Consider the following 25,568-nt stretch of genomic DNA (forward strand, 5'->3'; position numbering starts at 1 on the left):
GTCCGGGGCGTTGGTCCGGCACCACAACTCCATGATCGGCGCCACCGGGTCGGGTCAGACCCCGGCCGGGTAGGTTTCCATCTCGCCGGGGGCGGCCGGGACCGGCAGCGGGTGCAGGGCCGTCGTCTCGTCGCACCAGACGAAGGCGTCGTAACGGTCTCCGAGTCGCGTCGGCACGTAGTTGCCCCAGGACTCGAAGGACGGGTCGTAGACGACCCCGATCGCCCGGTGGTCGACGGTCTCGGTGACCCAGCCCGGCTGGTCGTCGCCGCCGAAGATCAGGACCGCCCGCTCCGGCATCAGCTCGTGCAACCGCCGCTCGACCGATCCTTCCCGCGCCGGAGGCACCACCATCGCCTCGGCGGGCGAGCCCCAGCGGGGAGCGGCGATCACCGTGCCCCGATAGCTACCGAAGCCGATCAGGGCCACCGCGTCGTCGCCGTGCCGCTCCCGGGCCAACTGACCGATGTTGACCATCCCGTCGGCGGCCATGTCGGTGGCCCGGGCATCCCCGACGTGCGTGTTGTGGGCCCAGACGATCCCCCGGGCGTCCGGCCCGTACCGCTCCAGCAGCCGGTCCAGAGTGTCCTGCATGTGGGTGTCGCGGATGTTCCACGAGTCCGGCCCGCCGGCCACCATCGCGCGGTAGTACCGCTCCGCGCCGGCCACCACCTCCGCGTTCTGCCAGGCCGAGAAGCGATCCGGACCGTCGGAGAGGGCGTGTTCGCGGGTGCGGGCGAGCAGGCGGACCACCTCCTCCTCGCAACGGGCGGAGACGAACCTGCTGGCCGCGCCGTACTCCTCGACCCTCTTGCCGTACGGCTCGAAGCAGCGGTAGGCGTCCTGCGCCGCCTCCAGCGACGTCGGGTCCTCCTCCCCCAGGTAGTCGAAGATCGCCTGCATCGACTCCCAGAGGCTGTACACGTCGAGCCCGTGGAACCCGGCCCGTTCATCCTCCGGCCGCTCCACGTTCCAGGCCCGCAGCCAACTGGCGAATCGGGCCACCTCGGCGTTGGCCCACATCCAGGTCGGCCACCGCTCGAACTGCTCCAGGGCGAACTGCGGTTCGAGTGCGCCACCCGGCGCTGCCGTCACCGAGCGGTGCACCCGATCGCAGTCCGGCCAGTCACCTTCCACGGCTACGAAGGAAAACCCGCACTCCGCGATCAACCGGCGGGTGAGCTGCTCACGCAACCGGTAGTAGTCGTAACTGCCGTGGGTGGACTCTCCGATCATCACCACCCGGGCGTCGCGAACGCGCTCCAGCAACGGGTCGAAGTCGCTCGGCGCGCCGAGCCGCTGAACCAGCATGCCAGCGGCTACCCGGCCGCCGCTGCGGCAAACCGTCGGCGCGCCGCGGGCCGACACGCCGGCCGCCGGGCCGCCGGGGGGTGCCGACCGAGCCGGTGTACGGCCACCGCGAGCGGGTAGCCGGCCGACATGACCGTCACCGGCGTTCAGTTGCAGGAGTACCTGGCCGGGCTCGACTACCCGGTCTCCCGGGAGGATCTGGTCCGCTGGGGCCAGGAGAACGGGGCCAGCACGGCGATGTTGCAGATGTTGCAGGCGTTGCCAGCGGATCAGTTCGATTCACCGGACGAGCTGAGCGCCGCGCTGACCACCCTCTCCTGAGCTGTCCTCCAGCGCCTCGACCCTCGGGGTTACGGAAGGGCGACGGTGCGGGATTCGGCGCGGGCGGTTTCGGCGGCGGCGAGGATGCCGACGACCTCACGGCCGAAGCGGACGTCGCAGCGGTGGTCGCGGGTGCCGGCCTGCACCTGCTCGACCAGTTGGTCGATCGCGACGCCGAACGCCGTCGCGGCGTCGTTCTCGCCGAACGGGACGTTCTCGATGCCGTTCTCGCCGTAGAACACGAACTCCCGGGCCATCGACTCGGTCGGGGCATCCAGGGAGAGCGAGGCGCTGCTGGTGGCACCGCCCTCGTGGGTGAGCAGCAGGTGCACCATGCCGCTCGGCCCGTCCATCGCCGCCACCTGGGTCACCCGGCCCAGCACGGGCAGGAGGATGGAGAGCGCGTGCGGGGCGATGTCCCAGAGCGCGCCGTGCTCCCGGCGCCACAACGAGCCGCCGTACGGGCTGCCCTCCTGGAAGATCGAGGCGAAGGCGGTGGTCCGGCCGTGCTGCCACCCCCCGGCGGCAGCGGTGGCGGCGAGGAACGCCGTCACGTTCGGCTGGAACCGCTGGGTGAAGAAGACGACCGAGGCGACCCCGGACTCCTCGGCGGCGGCGACCACCCGGTCGGCGTCGGCCACGCTGAGCGCCAGCGGCTTGTCCAGCAGCAGGTGCCGTCCGGCGGAGGCGGCCCGGACCGCGATATCGGCCTGGACGTCCGGCGGCAGCGCGACGGCGACCGCCTCGCACTGCTCGATCAGGGCGTCGACGTCGGCGTAGGCCGGCACCCCGTACCGCTCGGCCAGCGCGGAGGCCCGCTCCGGGTTACGCCCCCACACTCCGACCAACTCCGCGTCCGGGTGTGCGTGCAACGCCTTCCCGTGCGTCTCGATCGCCCAGTGACCGGTGCCGAACAAACCGAACCGCAGCACGTGTACCTCCGCTGTTTCCCCACCCCGCGGCAACGCCACGGACGCGATCCACGCTAGTCGCCCCACCAGGGGCATCGGCGGCGGGTCGACCAACCGGACCAGCTCACGTCCGGTGCCACCATGCCTGGTCGGGGTCCCGGCGTGACCGGGGGTCCGGGCGTGACCAGGGTCCGGTCGGTGCCGGGGTCCCGTCGGTGCCGGGGTCCCGTCGGTGCCGGGGTCGCGTCGGTGCCGGGGCCCGGTCGGGGCCGGGGCCCGGTCGGCGCCGGGGCCCGGTCGGCGCCGGGGCCCGGTCGGTGCCGGGGCCCGGTCGGTGCCTGTCGAGCTGCCCCACCCGTGGGGCGGAGCCTGGGCCTGGTCCTGGGCGGGACATCGGGACGGGGCCGCCGCACGCGTGATCGACTCGGCTTCTTTGATTCCGGGCCATCCGGAGCCCGTGACACCCCGCTTTACAGAAAACCGAGTCGATCATGGGAATCCCCCGCGCCCCGCGCGCGGGGGTGAACGAGCCGACCACCAAGGCCGACCCCGCCTCGCCCCGCGCGCGGGGTGACCCCCGACCACCACGCCCGACCCCACCTCGCCCCCGCGCCGGGTGACCCCCGACCACCACGCCCGACCCCACCTCGCCCCCCGCGCGGGGTCACCCCCGACCACCACGCCCGACCCCACCTCGCCCCGCGCGCGGGGTGACCCCCGACCACCACGCCCGACCCCGCCTCGCCCCCGCGCGGGGTCACCCCCGACCACCACGCCCGACCCCGCCTCGCCCCCCGCGGGTGACCCCCGACCACCACGCCCGACCGCGCCTCGCCCCACTTACGGGGCAGGTCTACAGCGAGCGGCGGACACCCTGCCGGCCGCCCGCGTCCGGCGGTGGCGAGGCAGGGTCATCCCGTTACTACGACGGTTAGTAGGCTGTGCCGGTGACCGAGGCAACGACCGGGCGGGTCCGGTGACCAGCGTGAGCGCCGACTCACCGGTGGACGGGATCGTCGCGACCGTGTCGATCGTGCTGTCGCTGCTCGTCGCGGCGTGGGCGCTGGTGGGGGCGGTTCGCCAACGGCCGCCGGACCGGGCGCAGTTCGTCGGTCTGGCCGTACTCGAAGTGGCTTTGCTCGTCTTGGGCGTGCTGGCGCTCGTCGCGGTCGGCGGCGGGGATCGGCCCGGCGAGCCCGGTGCCTTCTTCGGTTACCTGGTCACGCTGGTCTGCCTGCCGCCGCTGGCGTGGGTGCTGGCCCGCATGGAGCCGACCCGATGGGGGTCGGCGATCGTGTGCGCGGTCTGCCTGGTGACCCCGGTGGTGGTGGTCCGGTTGCAGCAGACCTGGGAGGTGCTCGGTGGTTGAGACACAACCGCTCCGGCGTCGCACGAACACCGGGCCTGGTCGGCTGCTGATCGCGGTCTACCTGCTCTTCGCCATCGCGGCGACCAGTCGGGCCGGCCTCCAGATCGCCACCAAGTTCGACGAGGCCCCGGTGGCGTACCTGTTGTCCGCGCTGGCCGCGCTCATCTACATCGTGGCCGCGGTGGGGCTCGCCCGTTCCGGGCACACCGGGCGGCGGGTCGCGCTGGCGTGCTGTTCGGTGGAACTGGTCGGGGTGGTCGCGGTCGGCATCCTCAGCCTGGTCGACAGGGATCTCTTCCCGGACGAGACGGTCTGGTCGCAGTTCGGCAGCGGGTACGGCTACATCCCGCTGGTGCTGCCGGTGCTCGGCCTGATCTGGCTCTGGCGCACCCGCCGCGACCCCGCCTGACCCGGCGACGAGGGCGTCCCCTGCGCGAAGGAACGCCCTCGTCGGGAGGACGGGTCAGTCCCGTGGGCCGCCGGCGACGTAGATGACCTGGCCGGAGACGAAACCGGCACCCTCGCTCGCCAGGAACGAGATGGTGTGCGCGACGTCCTCCGGGAACCCTGGGCGACGCACCGGGATCTCGGCTGCCGCGTGCTTCTTGAAGTCCTCGAAGTCGACCTTCATCCGGGCGGCGGTGGCAGCGGTCATGTCGGTGACGATGAAGCCGGGCGCGACCGCGTTGACGGTCACCCCGAACGGCCCCAGCTCGATGGCGAGCGTCTTGGTGAAGCCCTGGAGGCCGGCCTTGGCGGCGGCGTAGTTCGCCTGGCCCCGGTTGCCCAGCGCGGAGGTGCTGGAGAGGTTGACGATCCGACCCCACTTGCGGTCCACCATGTGCTTCTGCGCGGCCTGGCTGAACAGGAACGCACCGCGCAGGTGCACGCCCATCACCGTGTCCCAGTCGGCGTTGGTCATCTTGAACAGCAGGTTGTCGCGCAGCACGCCGGCGTTGTTGACCAGGACGGTGGGCGCGCCCAGCTCGGCGGCGACACGGGCCACCGCCGCCTCGACCTGATCGCGGTCGGAGACGTCGGCGCCCACACCGAGCGCCCGGCCACCGTCGGCGGCGATGGCGTCCACCGTCTCCTTGGTGGCTGACTCCTCGATGTCGACCACGGCGACGGCCATCCCGTCGGCGGCCAGCCGCCGGGCGGTGGCCGCACCGATACCGCGTGCGGCTCCGGTGACGATGGCGACGCGGGGCTCCTCCGACATGATTACCTCCCAGTAACGTGCGGTCGATCGGAGGAGCTTAACGTCAACAGGCGGACCCTCGGCATAGGCGAATCCACCGGTATCCGTACCCGGAGACCTTCACCGCGCCGAGCTTGCCCAGCTCGCCGTAACCGCGGTCGGTGAGCACGTCGATCGGGAGGTCGGCCTCCGGCTCCAGGCTGCTCAGGTCCACCTCGACGTCGTCGGTGCCGAGGTTGTGCACGAAGACCATGGTCCCGGTCGGCCCGTCCGCCCGGTGCGCGAGCACTCCGGCCGGCATCGCCACGTCGATGTGGGTGGTCGAGCCGGAGCCGATCTCCGGAGCCTCACGCAGCGTACGGATCATGCGCTCGAACCAGGCGAGCAGCGACTTGGCGTCGCTCCGCTGGGCGGTGACGTTGACGTTCTGGTAGCCGAACTCACCCTTGTCGATCACCGGGCGGACCAGCTTCTCCGGGTCCGCCGTGGAGAAGCCGGCGTTCGGCTGGAACGACCACTGCATCGGGGTACGGATCGCCTCCCGGCCGGGCAGCGACAGGTCCTCGCCCATCCCGATCTCCTCGCCGTAGCGCAGCACCGGCGTGCCGCGCATCGAGAACTGGAGGGCGTACGCCAGTTCGAGGCGACGACGGTCGTTGCCGAGCATCGGGGCGAGCCGGCGACGGATGCCCCGGTCGTAGATGCGCATGTTCTCGTCCGGGCCGAACTGCTCGTACACCTGGTTGCGCTGTTCGGTGGTCAGCCGGGACAGGTCGATCTCGTCGTGGTTGCGCAGGAAGGTGGCCCACTGCCCGCCGACCGGCAGCTTCGGGGTGTCGTGCAACGCGTCGATCAGCGGCTCCGGGTCCTGCCGGGCGAGGGCGAGCATGAGCCGACCGTTGAGCATGAAGTCGAAGAGCATGTGGATCCGGTTGCCGGAGCCGCTGCCGTCGCCGAAGAACGTCGGCAGCTCGTCGGGCTCGACGTTCGCCTCGGCCAGCAGGACGGCGTCGCCGCGGCGCCACTGCACGTGCTGGCGCATCTCGGTGAGGAACTCGAAGTCCTTCGGGGAGTTCGGGTTGCCCGGCTCGGTCAGCTCGATGATGAACGGCACCGCGTCCATCCGGAAGCCGGAGACACCGAGCTGGAGCCAGAACGACATGATCTTCTTGACCTCGGCCCGGACCTCCGGGTTGGCGAAGTTGAGGTCCGGCTGGAACTTGTAGAACCGGTGGTAGAACCAGGCCTTGGCGGTGCGGTCGTAGCTCCAGGTCTCCTTCTGCTCGCCGGGGAAGACCATGCCCTGGTGCCGGTCGTCCGGCTCGGTGTCGGACCAGACGAACCAGTCCCGGTACGGCGAGTCCGGCGAGGATCGGGCGGACTGGAACCACGGGTGCTCGTCGGAGGTGTGGTTGACCACCAGGTCGATGATCACGCGGATGCCGCGGTTCTGTGCCTGGTGCAGCAGCTCGGCGAAGTCGCCCAGGGTGCCGAAGCGCGGGTCCACGTTGTAGAAGTCGGTGACGTCGTACCCGTCGTCACGGTTGGGCGACGGGTGGATCGGGTGCAGCCACAGGCACGTCACGCCGAGACGGGCCAGGTAGTCCAGCCTCCCGATCAGCCCACGAATGTCACCGACCCCGTCGCCGTCGGAGTCGGCGTACGTGTCGATGTCGAGGCAGTAGACGACGGCTTCGGAATACCAACGGTCACCCATGCCGGAGGAACATCTCCGAACGATCAGCGCGGCAAACCCTTGGTTATCGTGCCGGTCATGGAAAACGACCTCGTGCCGCCGAGCGAACCGCTGGAGTGGTCCGCGGGCAGCTGGCTCCACCCGCCGGTACGCGTCGAGGAGGGCCCGGCCGGTGAGCTGGTCGTCGAACCGGCCGCGGAGAGCGACTTCTGGCGGCAGACCAGCTACGGCTTCGTCCACGACGACGGCCCGGCCCTGCTGGCACCGCTGCCCGTCGGCGCGGCCATGGAGGTGAGCTTCCGGCTCGACTTCTCGGCGCAGTTCGACCAGGCCGGTGTGCTCGTCCGCGTCGACGAACGGACGTGGACCAAGGCCGGCGTCGAGATGAGCGACGGCGAGTCGCAGCTCGGCGCGGTGGTGACCCGGGAGTTCTCCGACTGGTCGGTGGCGCCGGTGCCGCAGTGGGCGGGCCGGGAGGTGACAGTGCGGGTCAGCCGGGCCGGAGACGCGCTGACCGTCCGCGCCCGGGTCGACGAGGAGCCGTGGCGACTGGTCCGGCTCACCCCGCTGGACCCGGCGGCCGAGGCGCTGGCCGGGCCGTTCTGCTGCGCGCCGTCCCGCGCCGGCCTGACCGTGGTGTTCACCGGGTGGCGGCAGGGGCCGGCGGACACTGCGCTACACCCGGAGCACGGAGCGCAGGTGTAGCGCGGGCCCTGCCGGGTATGACCCTCCGATCCCCTGAAGCCGACCGGAAGGACGACCATGGCGTACGCCCAGAGTGGCGACCCGTCCGAGTTCACCGGGTTGACCGGTTGGGTGGCCTCGGTGATCGAGGCGATGGGCCCGGTGGGCGTGGCGCTGCTGGTGGCGTTGGAGAGCATCGTCCCGCCGATCCCCAGCGAGATCGTGCTGGCGATGGCTGGCTTCCTGGCCCACGAGGGCCAGTTCAACGTCGTACTCGTGGTGGTGGCGGCGACGGTCGGCTCGCTGGTCGGTGCGCTGGTGCTCTACTGGCTCGGCGCGGCGCTGGGCGAGGAGCGGCTCAAGCGCTGGTTGGACCGCATCCCGTTGGTGGACCGCGACGACCTGGAGAAGGCCGACCGTTGGTTCGAACGGCACGGCCGCTGGGCTGTGCTGATCGGCCGGGTGGTGCCGGTGGTCCGCAGCCTGGTCTCCGTGCCGGCCGGGGCCAACCGGATGCCGCTGGGCGAGTTCATTCTGCTCACCACCATCGGCAGCGGGCTGTGGAACGGTCTCATCGTCGGGGCCGGGTACGCGCTCGGGAGCCGTTGGCAGAACGTCGAGCGCTACAGCGACTGGTTCAACTACGCGATCGTCGCGGTCTTCGTCGTCATGGTGGTGATGTGGGTGATCCGCAAGGTCCGCCGCCGCCGGGAGCGCGACGACCGGCGGTCGGTGACCGCCGGTCGCTGATTCGCGTTCCCGCTTAGGGCCGGCGTCCTGGCCGGACGCCGACGAGCATGGTCAGGGCAGGGTGTCCAGGTGCGGCCCCACCGCGTTGGCGAAGCCGTTGCCGTTGCTGACGTCCCAGTTCACCGACCAGGTCATCGCGCCACGGATGCCGGGGTAGGTGCGCGGAGGCCGGAAGCTGCCGCAGTTGGTGCCCCGGGTCAGGCAGTCCAGGGCGGCGTTGACCACGCTGGGCGCGACGATGCCGCCACCGGCCGCCCCCGGCCCCGCCGGCAGGCCGAGACCGACCTGGTCGGGGCGCAGCCCGGCTTCCAACTGGATGCAGGCCAGCGCGACGATGAAGTTCACAGTGCCCTGGCCGTAGGCGGCGTTCTGGTCGCAGCCGAGCATCGCCCCGGAGTTGTAGAACTGGGTGTTGACGACGGTCAGGATGTCCTTGATGTCGAGCGCCAGCTTGAAGTAGCCGCCGGCCGGGTTCTGCATGTCGATGGTCTGCGGCGCCATCGCGATGATCAGGCTGGCCCCCACCTTGGCCCGGAGCGCGCGCAGCGCCTGCGCCATGTATGTCGAGTTGAGCCCGTTCTCCAGGTCGATGTCGATCCCGTCGAAGCCGTAGCGGGCGATCAGCGCGGCGGCGGTGTCGGCGAACGCGGTGGCCGAGGCCGCGTTGTTGACGGTCACCCGGCCGGTCTCGCCGCCGACCGAGAGGATCACCCGCTTGCCCCGGCTGTGCAGGGTGCGCACGTCGGCGGTGAAGTCCGCGTCGGTGTAGCCGCCGAGCGCGGCGGCCAGGCCGGGGTCGATGCCGAAGGTGAGCGCTCCGGGCGTCGCGGTGGCCTCGGCGAAGGCGACCGCGACCAGGTCGTACTCGTTGGGGACGTCGCGCAGCCGCAGCTCGACGGCGGGGTTGTCGAAGTTGTGCCAGTAACCGGTGAGCAGGTGCTTCGGCAGGTCACCGGTGGGCGGGTCGGTCGGCGGCGGGGTCGTCGGGGGCGGCGTGGTGGGCGGTGGGGTGGTGGGCGGCGGCGTGGTGGGCGGGGTGCCGCCGCCGCAGGCCGCGCCGTTGAGCTGGCAACCGCTCGGCGAGCCGGAGCCACTGGCCAGGAAGCCGAAGGAGACCGAGGCACCCGGGGCGATGCTGCCGTTCCAGGATCGGTTGGTGAAGGTGTGCCGCTGGCCGGCGGAGGTGAGCAACGCGTCCCAGTAGCTGCCGAGGGTGGTGCCGGACGGCAGGTCGAAGGCGAGGCTCCAGCCGTTGATGGTCGAGCTGCCGCCGTTGGTGATGGTGTACCTCCCCTCCCAGCCGGCCCCCCAGTCGGCGGTCTTGACGAAGCTGGCGGTCGCTCCGGCGGCGAACGCGGGCAGCGCCACCCAGACCGCGCCGAGCGTCGCCGCGAGTGCGGCGACCAGGGACAGGACAAGGGATCTGGCTGGTTTCATGCGACCCTCCACGCCCGGGCGGGCATCCACGGATGTCAACGTTGCCGCTAATTATTAAGACAGTTAACTGTTTCTGTCCAGAGGTCGACGCGAGCGACCGGCCTCCCGCCGCGCGACGACGCGACGGGAGGCCGGAAAGGCGCCCGCCTCAGCGGCGGAAGGTGAACCAGTTGACGTTGACGAAGTCGTTCGGCTGGCCGCTGGTGAAGGTGAGGTAGACGGAGTGCCGGCCGGTGACCGCGGCGACGTTGCCGGGCACCGAGCGCCAGCTCTGCCAGCCCCCGGTGTTGCCGATCGCGAAGCTGCCGATGGGTGCCGCCGTCGGGCTGTCCAGCCGCACCTCGACCAGGCCGCTCACCCCGCTACCCGCGCCGGAGGCCACCCGTGCCACGAAGTCCCGCGCCGGGGTGGAGCCGAACTCGACGTCGTCGTAGCGCACCCAGTCCCCGTTACGCAGCGCGCCGATGTTCTGCCCACCTTCGGCGCACGCCTCGACGATCACGCCGTTCTGCGCGCTGAACGCCTCGGCCTGGATCTGCCCGTACGCGTCCCTCGTGCCGCCGGGCGGCGGCGTGGTGGGCGGCGGGGTGGTGCCACCGCCGCGCCGGTAAACCGCCACGTAGTCGACCAGCATCGGCCGACCCGGGACGGTCGCCGCAGTCGGCGTGCCGCTGCCGGCCACCCCGTTCGGGAACGCCCCGCCCATCGCCACGTTGAGCAGCAGGAAGTAGCCCGCGTGCGAGGTCATCTGCGACCAGGCCGGCTCGCCGACCCGACTCTGCGTGACGGTGTGGTAGAGCTGCCCGTCGACGTACCAGCGCAGTTGCTGCGGGCTGATCGACGCGTCCCACTCGAAGCGGTAGGTGTGGAACGCGGACTGGCAGCTGGCGCCCGGGCAGGCCCGGGACGCGCCGATGCCGTTGAACTCGTCGCACGGCCCGCCCGGGGCGACGCCGCAGTGCAGCACGCCCCAGACCGAGTTGATGCCGTTGACGTTCTCCATCACGTCGAACTCGCCGATGCCCGGCCAGTTCTGGTAGTTGCCCCGGTAGGGCGCGCCGAGCGCCCAGAACGCGGGCCAGTAGCCGGCTGCCGCGGCACCGGTGACGTTCGGCATCTGGATGCGGCCCTCGATCGCCAGCACGCCGCCGGCCGGGGCCTTGAAGTCGCTGCGCACGGTCTCGATCCGGGCGGAGGTCCAGCCACCCCCACCGTCCCGCAGCGGCGTGATCCGCAGGTTGCCGCCACCGTCGTGGCTGACGTTGGCGGTGCTGGCGGTGTAGTTCTGGATCTCGCCGGTGCCCCAGTTGGCCGGGCCGCCGGGATAGTTGTGCCCGGTGTCGATGATCCAGTTGGCGGCCGACGGCAGGGTGCCGGCCGCGCCGGTGAAGTCGTCGCTCCAGACCGTGCTCCAGCCGGCGGGTGGTGGCGGCACGGCGGCCTGCGCGGTCATGGTGACACCGGCCAGAGCGGTGGTGGTGGCGACGAGCAGGGCGGACGCCAGCAGGCGGCGTCGGATGGGTGGGCCGGCGGTGGCCGCCGAGGGAGGTGGCATGGACGTGCCTCTCTGCGCGGGGACGGATTGAGAGAGCGCTCTCTCGAAGTTGTACGTCCCGTCCACACAGTTGTCAACGTCGATCTGTCTCGGCGGACGCCGGAGGTGCCTGGGGTCGGCGCAGCACCGCCTGCTCGACCGCCGACCACACGCTCGTGGTGACCAGGTAGATCACTGCGGCTAGCGGCAGCACCAGCGCCACCAGCACCGTCGTGAACGGCAGCAGGGGCAGCAGCCGCCCGAGCACGGCCGCCCCCGGCCCCTCGGTGGGCGTACCGGCCACCGTGCCGACCGCCGCCGACGCCCGACGGGCCCGCCGCGACGACCACCACGCGACCGCCAGCAGCACCGCCAGCAGGACGGCGAAGAGCGGGCCGGCCGCCCCGCCCAACCCGTCGCTGAGATGGTGACCCAGCGGCACCCCGGCGAGCCGCTCGTCGAGCAGCCCGGTGCCACCCTCGCTCGTGGTGAACAGCCGGTACAGGACCAGCAGGAAGGGAGCCTGGAGCAGCAACGGCAGGCAGCCGGCGACCGGGTTCGCCCCTGCCTCCCGGTACAACGCGAACACCTCGCGCTGAAGCGCCGCCGGGTCGTCCGCGTACCGTCGCTGGAGATCACGCACCTGTGGGGCGAGCGCCGCGCGGCGTCGCTCGCCGCGGACCTGCGCGACGGTGAGCGGCGAGATCAACAGTCGGACGGCGACGGTGAAGAGCACGATGGCGGCGGCGGTCGCCATCCCGCCGGCCAGTGGTTCGAGCAGGTCGGTGAGCCAGGACAGTGCCGTGCCGGCAGCGCCGACAACGTCGTGCAGTGGTGCGAAGGCAAGCATGGAAAACCCCTCGGTCCGATTCCGGTGGGGCCCTCCCCCGGGCGGTGTCCGCTCGACAGGGGGACCGGTGACGGCGGGATCGGCCGCGCTGCGGCGTGGCGCTACGCGGCCGAGGGGTGTCCGGGAGCGCGGGGGCGAGGTCGGCCGGCGGCGTCCGGGTCGATCTGCCGGGGCACCCGTCGACCACGGGACCGGGCGCGCAACCCGGCCCACCGGGGGCCCGCGCCAGGCGTACCCGCGCGGTCGTGCACCCGAGCCGCCAGCACCACGGCGAGCAGCACCAGGGCGGTCAGCGCGGCGCCCGCGAGCAGGTCGGCCGGCCGGCCCGCGAGCATGGTGAGCTGGGCGAACGCGTACAGCCACGCGAACCCGACGAATCCCAGCGGCACCGGCACGGCCTCAGCATAGGACCCGGTGTCACGCCGTCCGGGCGAATCGCGACCCCCGGCTGCCGGCACGCCGAGGAGGACGCGCCGCCGCCACGTTTCCCAGCATCACCACGTTGGGTAACCAGACGACGGACCGACGCGGATGGACCGCGATTCGGCAGAAACGGGCGGTGGTGTCGATGACCGGTCAGGTGGCGGAGGCGCTCAGCGAAGAGGCTGCGGCGACCGGATTGCTCACCGTGGGTGTCGAGGAGGAGTTCCTGCTCGTCGACCCGCACACCGGAGCCGCGGTCCCGGCCGTCGATCTGGTCATGGAACAGGTGCCGGCTGAGCTGCGCGGGCAGGTGGAACGGGAGTTCCAGACCAGTCAGATCGAGATCGGCAGCCCGCCCGGCCTGGAGCTCTCGTCGATCCGGCATTCCCTCGGCGTACTGCGTCGGGCGCTCGCCGAAGCCGCCGAGCGGGCCGGCGTGACCCTGCTCGCCATCGGCACCGGCCCGGTGGACGGCCCGGTGCCGCCGGTGGTGGACAAGCCCCGCTTCGACCGGATGATCGAGCGGTTCCGACTGCTCGTCCCCGGCCCCGGCAACAACGGCATGCACGTGCACGTGGGCGTGCCCGACCCGGACACCGGCGTGCAGGTGCTCAACCACGTACGGCCGTGGCTGCCGATGCTGCACGCGATCACCACCAACTCCCCGTTCGCCCGCGGCGAGGACACCGGCTACGCCAGTTGGCGATCGGTGGAGTGGGAGCGCTGGCCGTCGGTAGCGCCGACGCCGTTCCTGGAGTCGCACGAGCACTATCAGCGGCTGATCCGCCAACTGATCTCCAGTGGGGTGATGCTCGACGAGGGGATGCTCTACTGGTACGCCCGTCTGTCGGCGAAGTACCCGACGGTGGAACTGCGGATCGGCGACGTCTGCCCGTCGGTGGACGACGCGGTGCTGGTCGCCGCGCTGGTCCGGGCCCTGGTGGCCACCGCGATGGCGGATGTCGAGGCCGGCCGGCCCGCGTTGCAGACCGACCACCACCTGCTGGTCGGCGCGCACTGGCGAGCCGCCCACGACGGCCTGGACGGCGAGGCCGTCGACGTCACCACCGGTGAGCTGCGCCCGGCCTGGGAGCTGTTGGACCGGTTCGTCGAGCGGATGCGACCGGCGCTGGAGCAGCATGACGACTGGGCCGAGGTGACCGATCTGCTGGGTGGGTTGCGCCGGCACGGCACCGGGGCCGCACGGCAGCGCGCGGTGTACGAGCGCACCGGACAACTCACCGACGTGGTGCAGGACGTCGCGCGACAGACCCGTGCCTGACCCTCGTGACAGGATGAGCCCGTGGCGCAACGGCTGATCGTCATCGGCGGGGACGCCGCCGGAATGTCGGCGGCGTCCCAGGCCCGACGCCGCCGCGGCCGCGACGACCTGGAGATCGTGGTCTTCGAGCGGGGCCACTTCACCTCCTACTCGGCGTGCGGCATCCCGTACTGGATCAGTGGCCTGGTGCCGGGCCCGGAGGCGTTGATCGCCCGGGATCCGCAGACGTTCCGCACCGAGTACGCGATGGACGTCCGGATGCGCCACGAGGTCACGACCATCGACCTGGAACGCCGCGAGGTCGTCGCCCGGGACCTGGAGGGCGGCGGAGAGGTCCGCGAGCGCTTCGACGACCTGATGTACGCCACCGGCGCGGTGCCGGTGAAGCCGCCGTGGGCGGTCACCGACGCGGGTGGCGTGTTCGGCATGCAGACCCTCGACGACGGGGCGGCACTGCGCGAGTGGTTGGACTCCGAGCCGAAGCCGCGCCGGGCCGTGGTGGTCGGCGGCGGCTACATCGGCGTCGAGATCGCCGAGGCCCTGATCCAGCGCGGCCTCTCGGTGACCCTTGTCGAGGCGGGCGACCAGCCCATGGCGACGGTGGACGGCGACATGGGCGAGCTGGTGGCCGACGCCATGCGCGGCCTCGGCATCACGATCCGGACCGGCCTGCCGGTGACCGGCCTGGAGCAGCGGGACGGCCGGGTGTCCGCGGTGGTCACGGCCGAGGGGCCGATGCCGACCGACGTCGTGGTCCTGGGCCTCGGCGTACGCCCCAACGCCGCGCTCGCCGAGGCTGCCGGGCTGCCGATCGGGCCGACCGGTGGGGTCCGGGTGGACCGCCGGATGCGCGTGCCGGGGCTGCCCGGGATCTGGGCTGCCGGTGACTGCGTGGAGACCCTGCACCGGGTCAGTGGAATGCCGGTGCACGTGCCGCTGGGCACGCACGCCAACAAGCAGGGCCGGGTGGCGGGGATCAACATCGGCGGCGGGTACGCCACGTTCGCCGGCGTGATCGGCACGGCGGTGACCAAGGTCTGCGACCTGGAGGTGGGCCGGACGGGCCTGCGCGAGGGCGAGGCCAGGACGGCCGGCTTCGACTTCGTGTCGGTGATCGCCGAGTCGACCAATCGGGCCGGCTACTACCCCGGTTCCCGGTCGATGACAGTGAAGCTGATCGCCGAGCGTCCCAGCGGCCGGTTGCTCGGCGCGCAGATCGTCGGCTGGTCCGAGGCGGCCAAACGGATCGACACGCTGGCCGTGGCACTCTGGAACGGCATGACGGTGGACGATATGACGTCACTGGACCTGGGCTACGCTCCGCCGTACGCGCCGGTGTGGGACCCGGTGCTCATCGCCGCCCGAAAAGCAGTCGATGCGCTCGCCGCGCTCGCCCGCTGACCCGCGTCCGCCGTGGAGGACCACCCCGTGACCCAGACCCCGACCCGGCCGACAGTGCGTCGACGCCCGACGATGGTCGACGTGGCCCGGCGCGCCGACGTCAGCCTGAAGACGGTCTCCCGGGTGGTCAACGACGAGCCGGTGGGGCAGGAACTGGTCAACCGGGTGCTGGCCGCCATCGCCGAGCTGGGCTTCCGGCGCAACGACATCGCCCGCAACCTGCGCTCCCGGCAGCTCAACGCCACCGTCGGGTTGCTCATCGAGGAGATCGCCAACCCGTTCTACGCGACCATCGCCAGCGTCGCCGCCGAGATCGCCGCCGCCCACGGCACCATGCTGATCACCGCCTCGTCGGAGGAGGACCCGGAGCGGGAACGCGCCCTGCTCCAGGACTTCACCCAGCGCCGGGTCGACGGGCTGCTGGTGGTGCCGGCGGGCCTCGACCACTCGTTCCTGCGTCGTGAGGTGGAGCTGGGGATGCCGGTGGTGTTCCTGGACCGGCCGCCGCAGGGGCTGCACGCCGACGCCGTGCTGTTGGACAACCGGGGCGGCAGCCATGCCGGGGTGGGCGCGCTGCTCGACGCGGGGCATCGCCGGGTGGGCCTCCTGCTGGGCGCGCCGAGCGTGCCCACGATGCGCGAGCGACTGGTCGGGGCGCGCGCGGCGCTGGAGGCGGCGGGCGTCGAGCCGGACGAGTCGCTGGTCCGCGAGAGGCTCATCGCTCCCGAGGAGGCCGGCCGGGCGGTCGCCGCGCTGCTCGACCTGGCGGACCCGCCCACCGCGTTCTTCTGTGCCAACAACCGGCTCACCGTCGGCGCGCTCCAGGAGCTGCACCGGCGGGGCAGTGACGCCGCGCTGGTCGGCTTCGACGACTTCGAACTGGCGCACCTGATGCCCCGGCCGCTGACCGTCGTCGGGTACGACACCCGGGAGCTGGCGAGGGTAGCCACCGAGCGGCTGTTCCAACGCATCGCCGGCGACGACTCCGAACCGACAACCACGGTGCTCCCGACAAGGCTCCTACCCCGCGGCCTGACCCGCCCCTGACCCCTCCTCGGGGTCGATCATGGAGTTGCGGTGCCGGGCGTATGCCGCGAAGTGCGCTCAAACGCCCACCACAAGTCCATGATCGACCGGGTTAGGGGTTCTAGCTCTCCGCCGTTAGGAGGGTTTCGACCTCGGCGCGGGTTGGGGGGTCTGCGCCTCGGCGTCCGCAGGTCAACGCGGCAACCGTGGCGGCCTGCCGGAGCACCGCAGCCCACTGCGGCGCGGTCACCGCGGTGAGCCGGTCGACCGGCCGGTCGCCGAGTGCGTCCAGGTCGGCCAGCGCGGCGAGCAGACCGCCGGTGAACGAGTCCCCGGCGCCGACCGTGTCGACCACTGTGGTGCGTACCGCCGGTTGTTCGTGCAGCGTGCCGTCCGGGGCGAGCAGCCAGGCACCCTCACCGCCCCGGGTCACGACCGCACAGCACACCCCGGCCGCATGCCACTCGGCCATCACGTCGGCCACCGACCGGTCCGGGTAGAGCCAGGCCAGGTCCTCGTCGCTCGCCTTGACCAGGTGCGCGAGGGGCACCTGCCGGCGCACCCGCTCCTGCTCGGCGGGCCGGTTCGTGACGATGCTCGGACGCAGGTTGAGGTCGATCGAGAGGGTGAGCCCGTCCCGGTGACGTTCCCGGGCGAGCAGGTCCTCCAGCACCTGCGCGCCGGGGGCCAGCGCGAGCGCGAGCGACCCGGTGTGCAGGGCGGTCGCCGGGGAACCAACCAGCTCGGGCAGTTCCTGCGGCGTCCACTGCCAGTCCGCCGCGCCGGCCAGCCGGAACTCGTAACTGGCCTGCCCGCTGGCGTCCAACGTGGCCACCGCCACCGACGTGGGCTCCTCGGCGCGGACCGCCCACCCCAGGTCCACCCCGTTGGTCCGCAGGTGCTCGGCGACCTGCCGGCCGTACTCGTCGGTGCCCAGCCGGGCCAGCAGTCGTACCGGCTGGTCGAGCCGCGCCAGGGTGACCGCCACGTTCGCCGGGGAGCCCCCCGGCACCGCCCGCTGACCCTCGGCCGTGACCACCAGGTCGATCAGTGCCTCACCCGCGACCACGATCACGCGGCCACCTCGCCCGGTGCGAGCGGGCCGGTGCCGCCGAGCCCGTCGGCCGCGCGGGACAGCAGCACCGCCTGGTACGCGTGGTAGACGTCCGGCCGGCCGTGCCAGACCGTGTCGGAGGGCAGGTTCTGCGCGTCCAGCTCATGCCGCCACCCGGTGCCGTCGATCAGCGTGCGCCGGGCGTACGCCCAGAAGACCCGGTACCAGTCGGCGTAGACCGCGTCCCCGGTGCGCCGGTGCAGGGTGATCGCCGCGCCGACCGCCTCGGCGAGGACCCAGTGCATCCGGGAACGGACCACCGGTCGGTCGTCCCAGTCGATCGTGTACACGAAGCCGTCGGCGCCGTCGACCGCCCAGCCCCGCCGTACGGAGGCGGCGAACAGGGCACGGGCGTCGGCGAGCAGCCACCGAGGAGGTTGCGGAAGGACAGCCTCCAGTTCGAGCAGCAGCCGGGCCCATTCCAGCCAGTGGCCGATGGTGGAGCCGTACGGGCGGAACGGGTCGGCGGGCTGGTCCCGGTTGTAGTCGGGCAGCGGCGTCCAGTCGGCGGTGAAGTGCTCGGGCAGCCGCCAGTCGTGCCGGGCAGCCTCGCCGTGCACGAGGTGGGTGGCGATCCGCAGGGCCCGGTCGGCCCAGCTCGCGTCGCCGGTGGCGGCGGTGGCGGCGAGGAACGCCTCGACCATGTGCATGCTGCTGTTGGCGCCGCGGTAGTCCTCGGTGACCGTCCAGTCCCGGTTCCACGATTCGCGGACCGCGCCAGCGTCGTCGTCCCAGAACCGGTCCCGCACCACGCTCAGCACGTCAGCGAGCAACCGCTCCGCGCCCGGCCGGCCGGCCCGCGCCGCACTGGACGCGGCGAGCAGCACGAACGCGTGGTCGTAGCCGGCCTTTCGATCGTCGACGGGTGCCCCCTGCTGGTCCACCGCGCTGAACCAACCGCCGTACCGGTCGTCGCGCAGCAGGGTGCTGAGCGCGGCGATTCCGTGGTCGACGAGAGCGGCGGCGTCCGGGTCGCCGTGGCGGTGGGCGAGGGCGCCCACGTGGGTCATCCGGCAGGTGATCCAGGTGAACACCGGCTCGCCGCGGTCCGGGGTGCGGTCGTCGGTGAGCCACCAGAAGCCGCCCTCGGGCCGGAGCGACCGGCCGGCCGTGTCGAGCAGTGTGCGGGCCTGATCGGCGAGGAAATCGTCCAGGTCGGGCAGGTCGGGTGACCCGGCGGGAGCGGGGGTCTTTGCGGCGTCGGATCGGGGCACGTCGGTCATCTCAGCTGGTCACCGTCGGGTAGGAAAGGGACATACGGCCAGGATCGGCGGGCGGACCGGGTCCGCGCCGGAAAACCGCCAACGGGACGCCCCGAGCTGCGGAGACGATCGGGAGTGATCATGCGTATGAATTCCCCCTTTTGCCCGTTGACATCGTTGTCACTTCCCAACCCTGCTCCGGCAATCGGTCGACTGTCAATTCCGGTTGCGTCACACCGCTCCGGCTCGGATCTGGTCAGTAATAGTCGTCGATCGGCTGGCGCGCCTCGTCGAAGAGCGCCGGCCCCTCGTACCGAACCGGGGGCAGCGGCGGCGTGGCGGGCTTGACCTCCTCGAACTGCTCGCTGGACAGCGCGTACACCACACGTCCGAGGCCGGAACGGTCGATGGCGGTCGCGCACATCGGGCAGGGCTGGCAACTGGTGAACATGGTGGTGCCGGCGGCCTTCCCGGCGGGAAGCTCCCGAGCCGCCCAGCGGGCCAGCTTCAACTCCGGATGGGCGGTGATGTCCGCCTCGGAGACCACTGTGTTGTGGTCCTCGATCAGGACGACGCCGTCGGCATCGACCAGCAACGAGCCGAACGGCCGTTCGCCGGAAGCCCCCGCCTGACTGGCGAGTTCCACGGCGCGGCGGAGAAACTTTTCGTCGTCGGGTGTCATCGGCCCTCCTGGGATCGGTAATGTGCGGCCACGGCCGCCAGTGTCCGCCAGGCGCGCTCGGGCTGGCGGATCTCGGTCAGGTCGCCGTTGAACGGGTCGAGCACCACCGCCTCGGCGCCGAGCAGTCGGATCTGGTCGATGTCGGCGATGATCTGGTCGATGGTGCCGACACCGGCGAGCCGGTCCGGGGCGGTGACCGGCTCCCGGGTCTCCTGCAGTGCGATGCGCGGCACCAACGCGGGCACCGGGCGGCCCAGATCACCGGCGATGGTCTTCAGTCGTCCGGCTGCGTCGGCAAGCCGTCCGGGTGCCACCCGCAGCGGGTGCCACGCATCACCGAGCAGGACCGCGCGGCGCATGCCGGCTTCGCTGTTGCCACCGACCCAGATCGGGATCGCACCCGTGTCGTAATCGTCGGTGTTCTGCCAGGCGTCGCGCATGGCGCGCAGGTGGTCGTCGGTCAGCGCGCCACGCCGCTGGAACGGCACGCCGAGCGCCTCGAACTCCTGCCGGGCCCAGCCGACGCCGACCCCGAGGACGAGCCGGCCGCCACTGAGCCGGTTGAGGTTCGCCGCCATCCGGGCCATGAGCAGCGGGTGCCGGTACGGGACGATGAGCACAGTGGTGCCCAACCGGACCCGGGAGGTCACCCCGGCCAGCCAGGACAGCGTGGTGAACGGCTCGTAGAACGGCGCCGGGTACTGCTCGGCCACGTCCGGGGTCACCGCGATGTGATCGGAGACCATCAGCAGATCGAAGCCGAGACCCTCGACCGTCTGCGCCCACCGACGCAGCACGTCGGGGTCGGTACCCGGGGCGAAGTTCGGTACGTTCACGCCGATCTGCACGGCCCCACGCTAGCCACTGTGGACCCGGCATGGGAACAGCCCACCAACGCAGCGGTGGACGGCCCAGGATGGTCGGATGGATCTCCCCGAGGGCCTCGACTGGGTACGTACGACACCGGTGGGCCGGACCTGGCTCGGCACCCTCCCGACATGGCTGGCGGAGTGCACCGAGCGGTGGTCGCTGCGACTCGGCCCGCCCTTCCGGTACGCCTACGCATCCCTGGCACTGCCCGCGGACCTACCCGACGGCACGGCGGCGGTGCTCAAGCTCCAGTACCCGGACGAGGACAGTCGGCACGAGGCCGACGCCCTGGCCCAGTGGAACGGCGACGGGGCGATCCGGCTGCTCGCGCATGACCCGGAACGACGCGCCCTCCTGGTGGAACGCTGCCAGCCCGGCACTCCGCTGCACGACCTTCCGATGGACCGGGCGCTGGACGCGGTGACCGCCCTGCTGCCCCGGCTGTGGCAGCCGGCCGGCGCGCCGTTCACCCCGTTGGCCGAGGAGGCCTCCGGCTGGATCGACCGGATGCCTGACAACTGGGATCGGGCCGGCCGGCCGTACGAGCGACGGCTGCTGGACGCGGCACTCGACCTGCTCACCGGGCTGGCGTCGAGTCAGGGCGAGCAGGTGCTGGTCAACCAGGACCTGCACGCCGGCAACGTGCTCGCTGCCGACCGGGAACCGTGGCTGGCGATCGACCCGAAGCCGCTGACCGGCGAGCGGGAGTTCTCGGTCGTGCCGATGGTGCGCGGTCGGGAGTTGGGCCACTCGCCGGTCGCCGTCCGGCACCGGCTGGATCGGCTCACCGCCGAGCTGGGGCTGGACCGTGAGCGGGCCCGGGGTTGGACGATCGGGCACACGCTGGCCTGGAGCATCGACGGTGCGGTCGTCCTTCCGCACCAGGTCGAGGTGGTCCGCTGGCTGCTCGACGCCGGCTGACGTCCGGCGGCGCCGCGGGTCGTCCGAACCCGACGCATGATCGCGCTTGATCCAGGATGTAGTGGCCTCCGCCGATCCGTGAGGCCACTACATCCTTGTTCGAGCACGATCAAGCGCGGGGCGCGGGGCGCGGGGCGGGGCGAGCGCCGGGACGCCCGCGCGGGGCGTCGGAGCAGGCAGCTCAGGCGGCCTGGCAGGTCTGGCACCAGTACAGGTTGCGGCCGGCCAGTTCGCCGCGGCTGACCTCGGTGCCGCAGACGTGGCAGGGCGCGCCGGGGCGGCGGTAGACGTACACCTCACCACCATGTCGGTCCACCCGCGCCGGCCGGCCCATCGCCTCCGGCAGGTGGGCGTCGCGCACGGTGTCGATGTGGCCGTGCTCGACCGCGAGTCGCATCAGCCCGACCAGGTCAGTCCAGAGCGCGTCCCAGTTGGCCCGCGTGAGCCCTCGACCGGGCATCGTCGGCGGGAAGCCGGCCCGGAACAACGCCTCGGTCACGAAGATCAGCCCGGTGCCGGCCAGCACCGACTGGTCCAGCAGCAGCGCGGCGAGGGGCGTCGGGCTGCGCGAGATCCGGGCGTACGCCCGCTCCGGGTCGGCGTCGGCGCGCAGCGGGTCCGGTCCGAGGCGGTCCCGCAGCGCGGCCACCTCGGGTGGGGTGATCAACTCGCAGGCCGTGGGCCCGCGCAGGTCAAGCCAGTGCCGGTCGCTGGCGAGTCGCAGCCGCACCTGACCGACCGGCTCCGGCGGCTCCCCCGGGCCGTCGGTGAACTTGCCGTACAGCCCGAGGTGTACGTGCAGCGTCAGCTCGTCGGCGTAGTGGTGCAGCAGGTGCTTGCCGTACGCCTCGGTGCTCTCCAGCACGGTCCCGGTGAGCCGGGCGGCGCCGTCGGCGAAGCGGCCCTGCGGGCTCGCGGCGTGCAGCTTGTCCCCGGCGAACAGCTCGGCGTGCCGGGCCGCCAGGCGATGGATCGTGTGTCCCTCTGGCACGGGTGCCAAGGATAGCCAGCCGCGCTGGCACGGCGATCGACTCGGCGGCCGTGACAGTCGATCAAGGCCGAGCGGCGAGCCCGTACCCAGGATTGGTGTCAGGAAACGCCCAGGTGGGTACTTCAGGGCGGTACCGCGTGGATGCCACCTACTCCGTCGGCCACCACGCATTCATCAGGAGGTGTGTAGTGGTCAGGATTCCTTCGCTGTCCCGCCGGTCCGAGCCGGCACCGACGCGGGACGAGAACCTCGACGGTCGCATCGACGATCGTGACACCCCGGTCGACAGCGGCCGGGACAACGCAACCCAGACCGACCTGGACCAGCCCGGGGACGGCAAGCGCAGTCGCCCGGTGGTCACCGATCGGGACGCGGACCAGACGACGTACCGCAGCACCGCCGCAACCGACGAGCAGGCCGGCGACCAGCCCGGCGAGGCTGAGCGGCGCGCCGCCGCGCGGGCCGCGGTAGCCCGCGCCGCCACCGCCCGACCGGCGGAGAGCGCAGCTGCCACCGCCCGCCCGGCGGAGACGGAGCCTCGCAGCGGCGGCGCCAGCCCGGTCGTGACCGAGCCCCGGCCCGGCACCGACCCGACCACGGGGCGCACGGCCGACCGGGACGCCGACCTCGACGGCACGACCCGGCGACCCGACACGACGGACCGGGTCACCACCGACCGCCCGGTCGACCCGACCCCGGGCACGACCGCGCCCGAGCCGCCGGTGACGCGCGGGCCGAAGCCGCGAGCCAGCCTGCTCGCCACCCTCGGCCTGATCGTCTCCGTGGCCGGTGCGATGTTCGTGCTGACCGGCACCCTGGCCGGGTACGGCATCGGGCTCGGCGCGTTCGGCGCGGTGCTCTCGGTGCTCGGCCTGATGGCCACCCGCCGCCGGCACGTCGCCGGCAAGACCGACGCGCTCTTCGGCGTGCTGATCGGGCTGGCCGCCGTGGTGATCGGGGTGCTGGCGATGACCGGCCAGTTCGACTGGCCGACCACCGACGGCGACTGGGTGCAGCGCTTCCGGGAGTGGCTTGACTCACAGTTTGTCGATCGTTTCTAGCGGGCACTGTTCCGCTCGCCGGTGATGCACCGGCGAAAAGCCGGCGGTTCGCCGGCAGCCCGAACACTCCGGTGGTTCACCGGCCGGGCGACACCCTTTCAGGGGCGGCGGTTCGCCGCCCCTGAAGTGTTTCCCGGGTCAGGCTTGTCCCCGTCGCATGGCAGGTCCGGCATCCGGACGTTGGCTGGTGCGGCCCGGTGACGTACCCGGTGAGGCAGCGCAGAGGCCGCGAAGCCCTCGGGGCGGGTGGCCCGAAACACGAATCCCGACCCGCACAAGCCTCTGCGCAATGATTCGCAGCCGCAGACCGCCCACACGCAACGAATGTTCGGTCCGCGCAACTCTCAGTGGTGGATCCTGCCGCTGACGCCGCATACCGTTGAGCAACGGCGCCAGCCCGTGGGCCACGGTGGCCGGGCGCGCCCGACCCCTGGGAGCAGGACAATGACGATGGACGCCACCAGCCAGCGCCTGTTGATGTGCCGGCCGACGTACTTCGCCGTCGATTACGCGATCAACCCCTGGATGGACCCGACCGCGCCGGTCGACGCCGCGCTGGCCGTCCGACAGTGGGAGCAGCTGCGCCAGACGTACCGCGACCTGGGCCACACCGTCGAGGAGATCACTCCGGTGCCCGGCCTGCCCGACATGGTCTTCGCCGCCAACGGCGGCACTGTGATCGACGGCAAGGCGATGGCCGTGCAGTTCCGCGACCCGCAGCGGGCCGACGAGGCACCCGCGTACCGCGCCTGGTTCGAGGACGCGGGCTTCGAGATGTACGACCCGAAGCACGTCAACGAGGGCGAGGGCGACGTCCTGCTGGCCGGCGACCACCTGCTGGCCGGCACCGGCTTCCGCACGGCGCACGCCTCGCACGCCCAGTTGCAGGAGGTCTTCGGCTACCCGGTGATCACCATGCAGCTCGTCGACCCGCGGTTCTACCACCTGGACACCGCGCTGACCGTGCTCGACGAGCGGAGCGTGGCGTACCTGCCCGAGGCGTTCTCCCCCGGCAGTCAGGCCGTGCTGCGCCGGCTCTTCCCCGACGCCGTGCACGCCACCATGGCCGACGCCGAGGTGCTGGGCCTGAACGCGGTGAGCGACGGCCGGCACGTGGTGCTGCCCGCGCAGGCCACCGACCTGGCCGCCAAGCTGCGCGACCGGGGCTACGAAACCATCGGGGTCGACCTGTCCGAGCTACGTAAGGCCGGCGGCGGACCGAAGTGCTGCACGCTGCGACTCCGTCAGGGAAAGGCAAGCAAGTGATCGTGGATGACAAGCTGCGTACGCCGGGCGCGGTCCGGGACGCCGAGCGCTGGACGGCACACAACTACCACCCGCTGCCGGTGGTGATCTCGTCCGCGGAGGGTGCCTGGCTCACCGACGTGGACGGCCGGCGTTACCTGGACTGCCTGGCCGGCTACTCGGCGCTGAACTTCGGCCACCGGCACCCACAGCTGATCGCCGCCGCGCACGCACAACTGGACCGGCTCACGCTGACCAGCCGCGCGTTCATCCACGACCAGTTCGCCGACTTCTGCCGGGAACTGGCCGAGCTGTGCGGCAAGGACCTGGTGCTGCCGATGAACACCGGCGCCGAGGCGGTCGAGACCGGGATCAAGGTGGCCCGCAAGTGGGGCTACCAGGTCAAGGGCGTGCCCGCCGGGCAGGCCAACATCGTGGTGGCCGAGGGCAACTTCCACGGCCGGACCACCACCATCGTGAGCTTCTCCACCGACGAGGACGCCCGCGCCGACTTCGGGCCGTACACCCCGGGGTTCACTGTCGTGCCCTACGGCGACCTGGAGGCGCTGACCGCCGCGATCGACGAGAACACCGTTGCCGTGCTGCTGGAGCCGATCCAGGGCGAGCAGGGCGTGGTGGTGCCACCGGAGGGCTACCTGCCGGGCGTACGCCAGGTCTGCACCGAGCGCAACGTGCTCTTCATCGCGGACGAGATCCAGTCGGGTCTGGGGCGTACCGGCGCGACCTTCGCCTGTGACCACGAGGGCGTCGTGCCGGACATGTACCTGCTCGGCAAGGCGCTCGGCGGCGGCATCGTGCCGGTCTCGGCGGTGGCCGCGAACGCCGACGTTCTGGGCGTGCTCAAGCCCGGCCAGCACGGCTCCACCTTCGGCGGCAACCCGCTCGCCTGCGCGGTCGCCATCGAGGTGGTGCGACTGCTCGCCACCGGCGAGTTCCAGCGCCGCTCGGCGGAGCTGGGTGAACGGCTGCGGGCCGGCCTGGAGGGTCTGGTCGGCAAGGGTCTGGTCGGGGTACGCGTCCGCGGTCTGTGGGCCGGTCTGGACATCGACCCGGCGCTGATGACCGGCCGGGAGGCCTGTGAGCGGCTCGCCGCGCGCGGTGTGCTCGCCAAGGACACCCACGGCTCCACCATCCGGCTCGCCCCGCCGCTGGTGATCACCGAGGACGAGATCGACCTGGCGGTGGCCCAGCTGGCCGAGGTGCTGGCCAGCTGAACCACTGATGTGCCGAGGGCGGGCGTCGGGATGCCGACGCCCGCCCTTCGC

25 protein-coding genes are annotated in these 25,568 nt (G+C 72.0%); 12 read left to right on the plus strand and 13 right to left on the minus strand.

From position 1 onward, the window contains the following. Window positions 1-54 precede the first annotated feature (54 nt). Window positions 55-1,311: an erythromycin esterase family protein gene (locus HNR22_RS14140; protein WP_179780774.1), complete on the minus strand. Its 1,257-nt coding sequence runs from the start codon at window positions 1,309-1,311 to the stop codon at window positions 55-57. Between the two features lie 129 nt (window positions 1,312-1,440). Here HNR22_RS14140 and HNR22_RS14145 point away from each other — a divergent pair, with 129 nt between their 5' ends. After that, entirely contained in the window at window positions 1,441-1,632 is a 192-nt protein-coding gene (locus HNR22_RS14145; RefSeq protein WP_088949951.1) for a DUF2795 domain-containing protein, read from the plus strand. A 29-nt stretch (window positions 1,633-1,661) separates the two neighbouring features. On the opposite strand, the gene HNR22_RS14150 is transcribed toward HNR22_RS14145, so the two are convergent. Next, the gene (locus HNR22_RS14150) at window positions 1,662-2,564 is read right to left on the minus strand and encodes a Gfo/Idh/MocA family oxidoreductase (RefSeq protein ID WP_179780775.1); all 903 of its coding nucleotides are present in this window, start codon (window positions 2,562-2,564) and stop codon (window positions 1,662-1,664) included. 955 nt (window positions 2,565-3,519) lie between these two features. Between HNR22_RS14150 and HNR22_RS14155 the strand changes: the two genes are divergently transcribed. Together HNR22_RS14155 and HNR22_RS14160 are read left to right on the plus strand one after the other, a co-directional pair. Then, entirely contained in the window at window positions 3,520-3,912 is a 393-nt protein-coding gene (locus HNR22_RS14155) for a hypothetical protein (protein WP_141910966.1), read from the plus strand. After that, window positions 3,905-4,321: a hypothetical protein gene (locus HNR22_RS14160; protein ID WP_179780776.1), complete on the plus strand. Its 417-nt coding sequence runs from the start codon at window positions 3,905-3,907 to the stop codon at window positions 4,319-4,321. The genes HNR22_RS14155 and HNR22_RS14160 overlap by 8 nt, the downstream gene beginning before the upstream one ends. A 54-nt stretch (window positions 4,322-4,375) precedes the next feature. Here HNR22_RS14160 and fabG read toward each other — a convergent pair whose 3' ends face one another. Both fabG and HNR22_RS14170 read right to left on the minus strand, forming a co-directional pair. Continuing rightward, window positions 4,376-5,134, minus strand: a complete 759-nt coding sequence (gene fabG, locus HNR22_RS14165) for a 3-oxoacyl-ACP reductase FabG (protein WP_179780777.1) — start codon at window positions 5,132-5,134, stop codon at window positions 4,376-4,378. Between the two features lie 43 nt (window positions 5,135-5,177). Then, window positions 5,178-6,830 carry an alpha-amylase family protein gene (locus tag HNR22_RS14170; protein WP_179780778.1) on the minus strand — a complete coding sequence of 551 codons (1,653 nt, stop codon included), beginning with the start codon at window positions 6,828-6,830 and terminating at the stop codon, window positions 5,178-5,180. A 57-nt stretch (window positions 6,831-6,887) separates the two neighbouring features. Here HNR22_RS14170 and HNR22_RS14175 point away from each other — a divergent pair, with 57 nt between their 5' ends. Next, complete coding sequence (locus HNR22_RS14175; RefSeq protein WP_179780779.1) at window positions 6,888-7,514, plus strand: DUF1349 domain-containing protein; 627 nt, start codon at window positions 6,888-6,890, stop codon at window positions 7,512-7,514. 57 nt (window positions 7,515-7,571) lie between these two features. Further along, entirely contained in the window at window positions 7,572-8,243 is a 672-nt protein-coding gene (locus HNR22_RS14180; RefSeq protein WP_179780780.1) for a DedA family protein, read from the plus strand. A 51-nt stretch (window positions 8,244-8,294) separates the two neighbouring features. Here the strand turns inward: HNR22_RS14180 and HNR22_RS14185 are convergent, their stop codons facing one another. The 4 genes from HNR22_RS14185 to HNR22_RS14200 all read right to left on the minus strand — a co-directional run bounded on the left by HNR22_RS14185 (window position 8,295) and on the right by HNR22_RS14200 (window position 12,459). Next, window positions 8,295-9,680, minus strand: a complete 1,386-nt coding sequence (locus tag HNR22_RS14185; protein ID WP_179780781.1) for a chitinase — start codon at window positions 9,678-9,680, stop codon at window positions 8,295-8,297. 148 nt (window positions 9,681-9,828) lie between these two features. Beyond that, entirely contained in the window at window positions 9,829-11,235 is a 1,407-nt protein-coding gene (locus HNR22_RS14190) for a carbohydrate-binding protein (protein ID WP_179780782.1), read from the minus strand. A gap of 73 nt (window positions 11,236-11,308) precedes the next feature. After that, a complete protein-coding gene (locus HNR22_RS14195; protein ID WP_179780783.1) occupies window positions 11,309-12,064 on the minus strand; it encodes a YidC/Oxa1 family membrane protein insertase in 756 nt (251 codons plus the stop codon). Window positions 12,065-12,165: 101 nt separating this feature from the next. After that, window positions 12,166-12,459, minus strand: coding sequence for a DUF6412 domain-containing protein (locus HNR22_RS14200; protein ID WP_343059815.1), 294 nt, complete (start codon window positions 12,457-12,459; stop codon window positions 12,166-12,168). A 173-nt stretch (window positions 12,460-12,632) separates the two neighbouring features. Between HNR22_RS14200 and HNR22_RS14205 the strand changes: the two genes are divergently transcribed. Genes HNR22_RS14205 through HNR22_RS14215 form a run of 3 tightly spaced genes read left to right on the plus strand, consistent with a single transcriptional unit; the run spans window position 12,633 to window position 16,217 of the window. Next, a complete protein-coding gene (locus tag HNR22_RS14205; protein WP_179780784.1) occupies window positions 12,633-13,769 on the plus strand; it encodes a carboxylate-amine ligase in 1,137 nt (378 codons plus the stop codon). A 21-nt stretch (window positions 13,770-13,790) separates the two neighbouring features. Further along, complete coding sequence (locus HNR22_RS14210) at window positions 13,791-15,170, plus strand: FAD-dependent oxidoreductase (protein WP_179780785.1); 1,380 nt, start codon at window positions 13,791-13,793, stop codon at window positions 15,168-15,170. 27 nt (window positions 15,171-15,197) lie between these two features. Next, window positions 15,198-16,217: a LacI family DNA-binding transcriptional regulator gene (locus tag HNR22_RS14215; protein ID WP_425488055.1), complete on the plus strand. Its 1,020-nt coding sequence runs from the start codon at window positions 15,198-15,200 to the stop codon at window positions 16,215-16,217. Between the two features lie 100 nt (window positions 16,218-16,317). Here the strand turns inward: HNR22_RS14215 and HNR22_RS14220 are convergent, their stop codons facing one another. From HNR22_RS14220 to HNR22_RS14235, 4 genes are all read right to left on the minus strand, one after another. Then, the gene (locus HNR22_RS14220) at window positions 16,318-17,271 is read right to left on the minus strand and encodes a PfkB family carbohydrate kinase (protein ID WP_179780786.1); all 954 of its coding nucleotides are present in this window, start codon (window positions 17,269-17,271) and stop codon (window positions 16,318-16,320) included. Beyond that, the gene (locus HNR22_RS14225) at window positions 17,268-18,533 is read right to left on the minus strand and encodes an AGE family epimerase/isomerase (protein ID WP_179780787.1); all 1,266 of its coding nucleotides are present in this window, start codon (window positions 18,531-18,533) and stop codon (window positions 17,268-17,270) included. The genes HNR22_RS14220 and HNR22_RS14225 overlap by 4 nt, the downstream gene beginning before the upstream one ends. Before the next feature lie 235 nt (window positions 18,534-18,768). Next, window positions 18,769-19,194 carry a nucleoside deaminase gene (locus tag HNR22_RS14230; RefSeq protein ID WP_179780788.1) on the minus strand — a complete coding sequence of 142 codons (426 nt, stop codon included), beginning with the start codon at window positions 19,192-19,194 and terminating at the stop codon, window positions 18,769-18,771. After that, entirely contained in the window at window positions 19,191-20,042 is an 852-nt protein-coding gene (locus HNR22_RS14235) for an LLM class flavin-dependent oxidoreductase (RefSeq protein ID WP_179780789.1), read from the minus strand. Before HNR22_RS14235 ends, HNR22_RS14230 begins: the two co-directional genes overlap by 4 nt. Before the next feature lie 76 nt (window positions 20,043-20,118). Between HNR22_RS14235 and HNR22_RS14240 the strand changes: the two genes are divergently transcribed. After that, on the plus strand, window positions 20,119-20,985 hold the full coding sequence (locus tag HNR22_RS14240; protein WP_179780790.1) for an aminoglycoside phosphotransferase family protein: 867 nt from the start codon (window positions 20,119-20,121) through the stop codon (window positions 20,983-20,985). 181 nt (window positions 20,986-21,166) lie between these two features. Here HNR22_RS14240 and HNR22_RS14245 read toward each other — a convergent pair whose 3' ends face one another. Beyond that, window positions 21,167-21,976: an Fpg/Nei family DNA glycosylase gene (locus HNR22_RS14245; RefSeq protein WP_179780791.1), complete on the minus strand. Its 810-nt coding sequence runs from the start codon at window positions 21,974-21,976 to the stop codon at window positions 21,167-21,169. A 188-nt stretch (window positions 21,977-22,164) separates the two neighbouring features. Here HNR22_RS14245 and HNR22_RS14250 point away from each other — a divergent pair, with 188 nt between their 5' ends. The 3 genes from HNR22_RS14250 (at window position 22,165) to rocD (ending at window position 25,517) form a co-directional block, all read left to right on the plus strand. Next, on the plus strand, window positions 22,165-23,037 hold the full coding sequence (locus tag HNR22_RS14250) for a thrombospondin (RefSeq protein ID WP_343059816.1): 873 nt from the start codon (window positions 22,165-22,167) through the stop codon (window positions 23,035-23,037). A 450-nt stretch (window positions 23,038-23,487) separates the two neighbouring features. Beyond that, window positions 23,488-24,303, plus strand: coding sequence for a dimethylargininase (gene ddaH / locus HNR22_RS14255; protein WP_179783553.1), 816 nt, complete (start codon window positions 23,488-23,490; stop codon window positions 24,301-24,303). Beyond that, on the plus strand, window positions 24,303-25,517 hold the full coding sequence (gene rocD, locus HNR22_RS14260; protein WP_179783554.1) for an ornithine--oxo-acid transaminase: 1,215 nt from the start codon (window positions 24,303-24,305) through the stop codon (window positions 25,515-25,517). The genes ddaH and rocD overlap by 1 nt, the downstream gene beginning before the upstream one ends. The last annotated feature ends 51 nt before the right edge of the window (window positions 25,518-25,568 follow it).

Origin of the sequence: Micromonospora jinlongensis, from assembly GCF_013410645.1 — a bacterium.
Lineage (GTDB): Bacteria > Actinomycetota > Actinomycetes > Mycobacteriales > Micromonosporaceae > Micromonospora > Micromonospora zamorensis.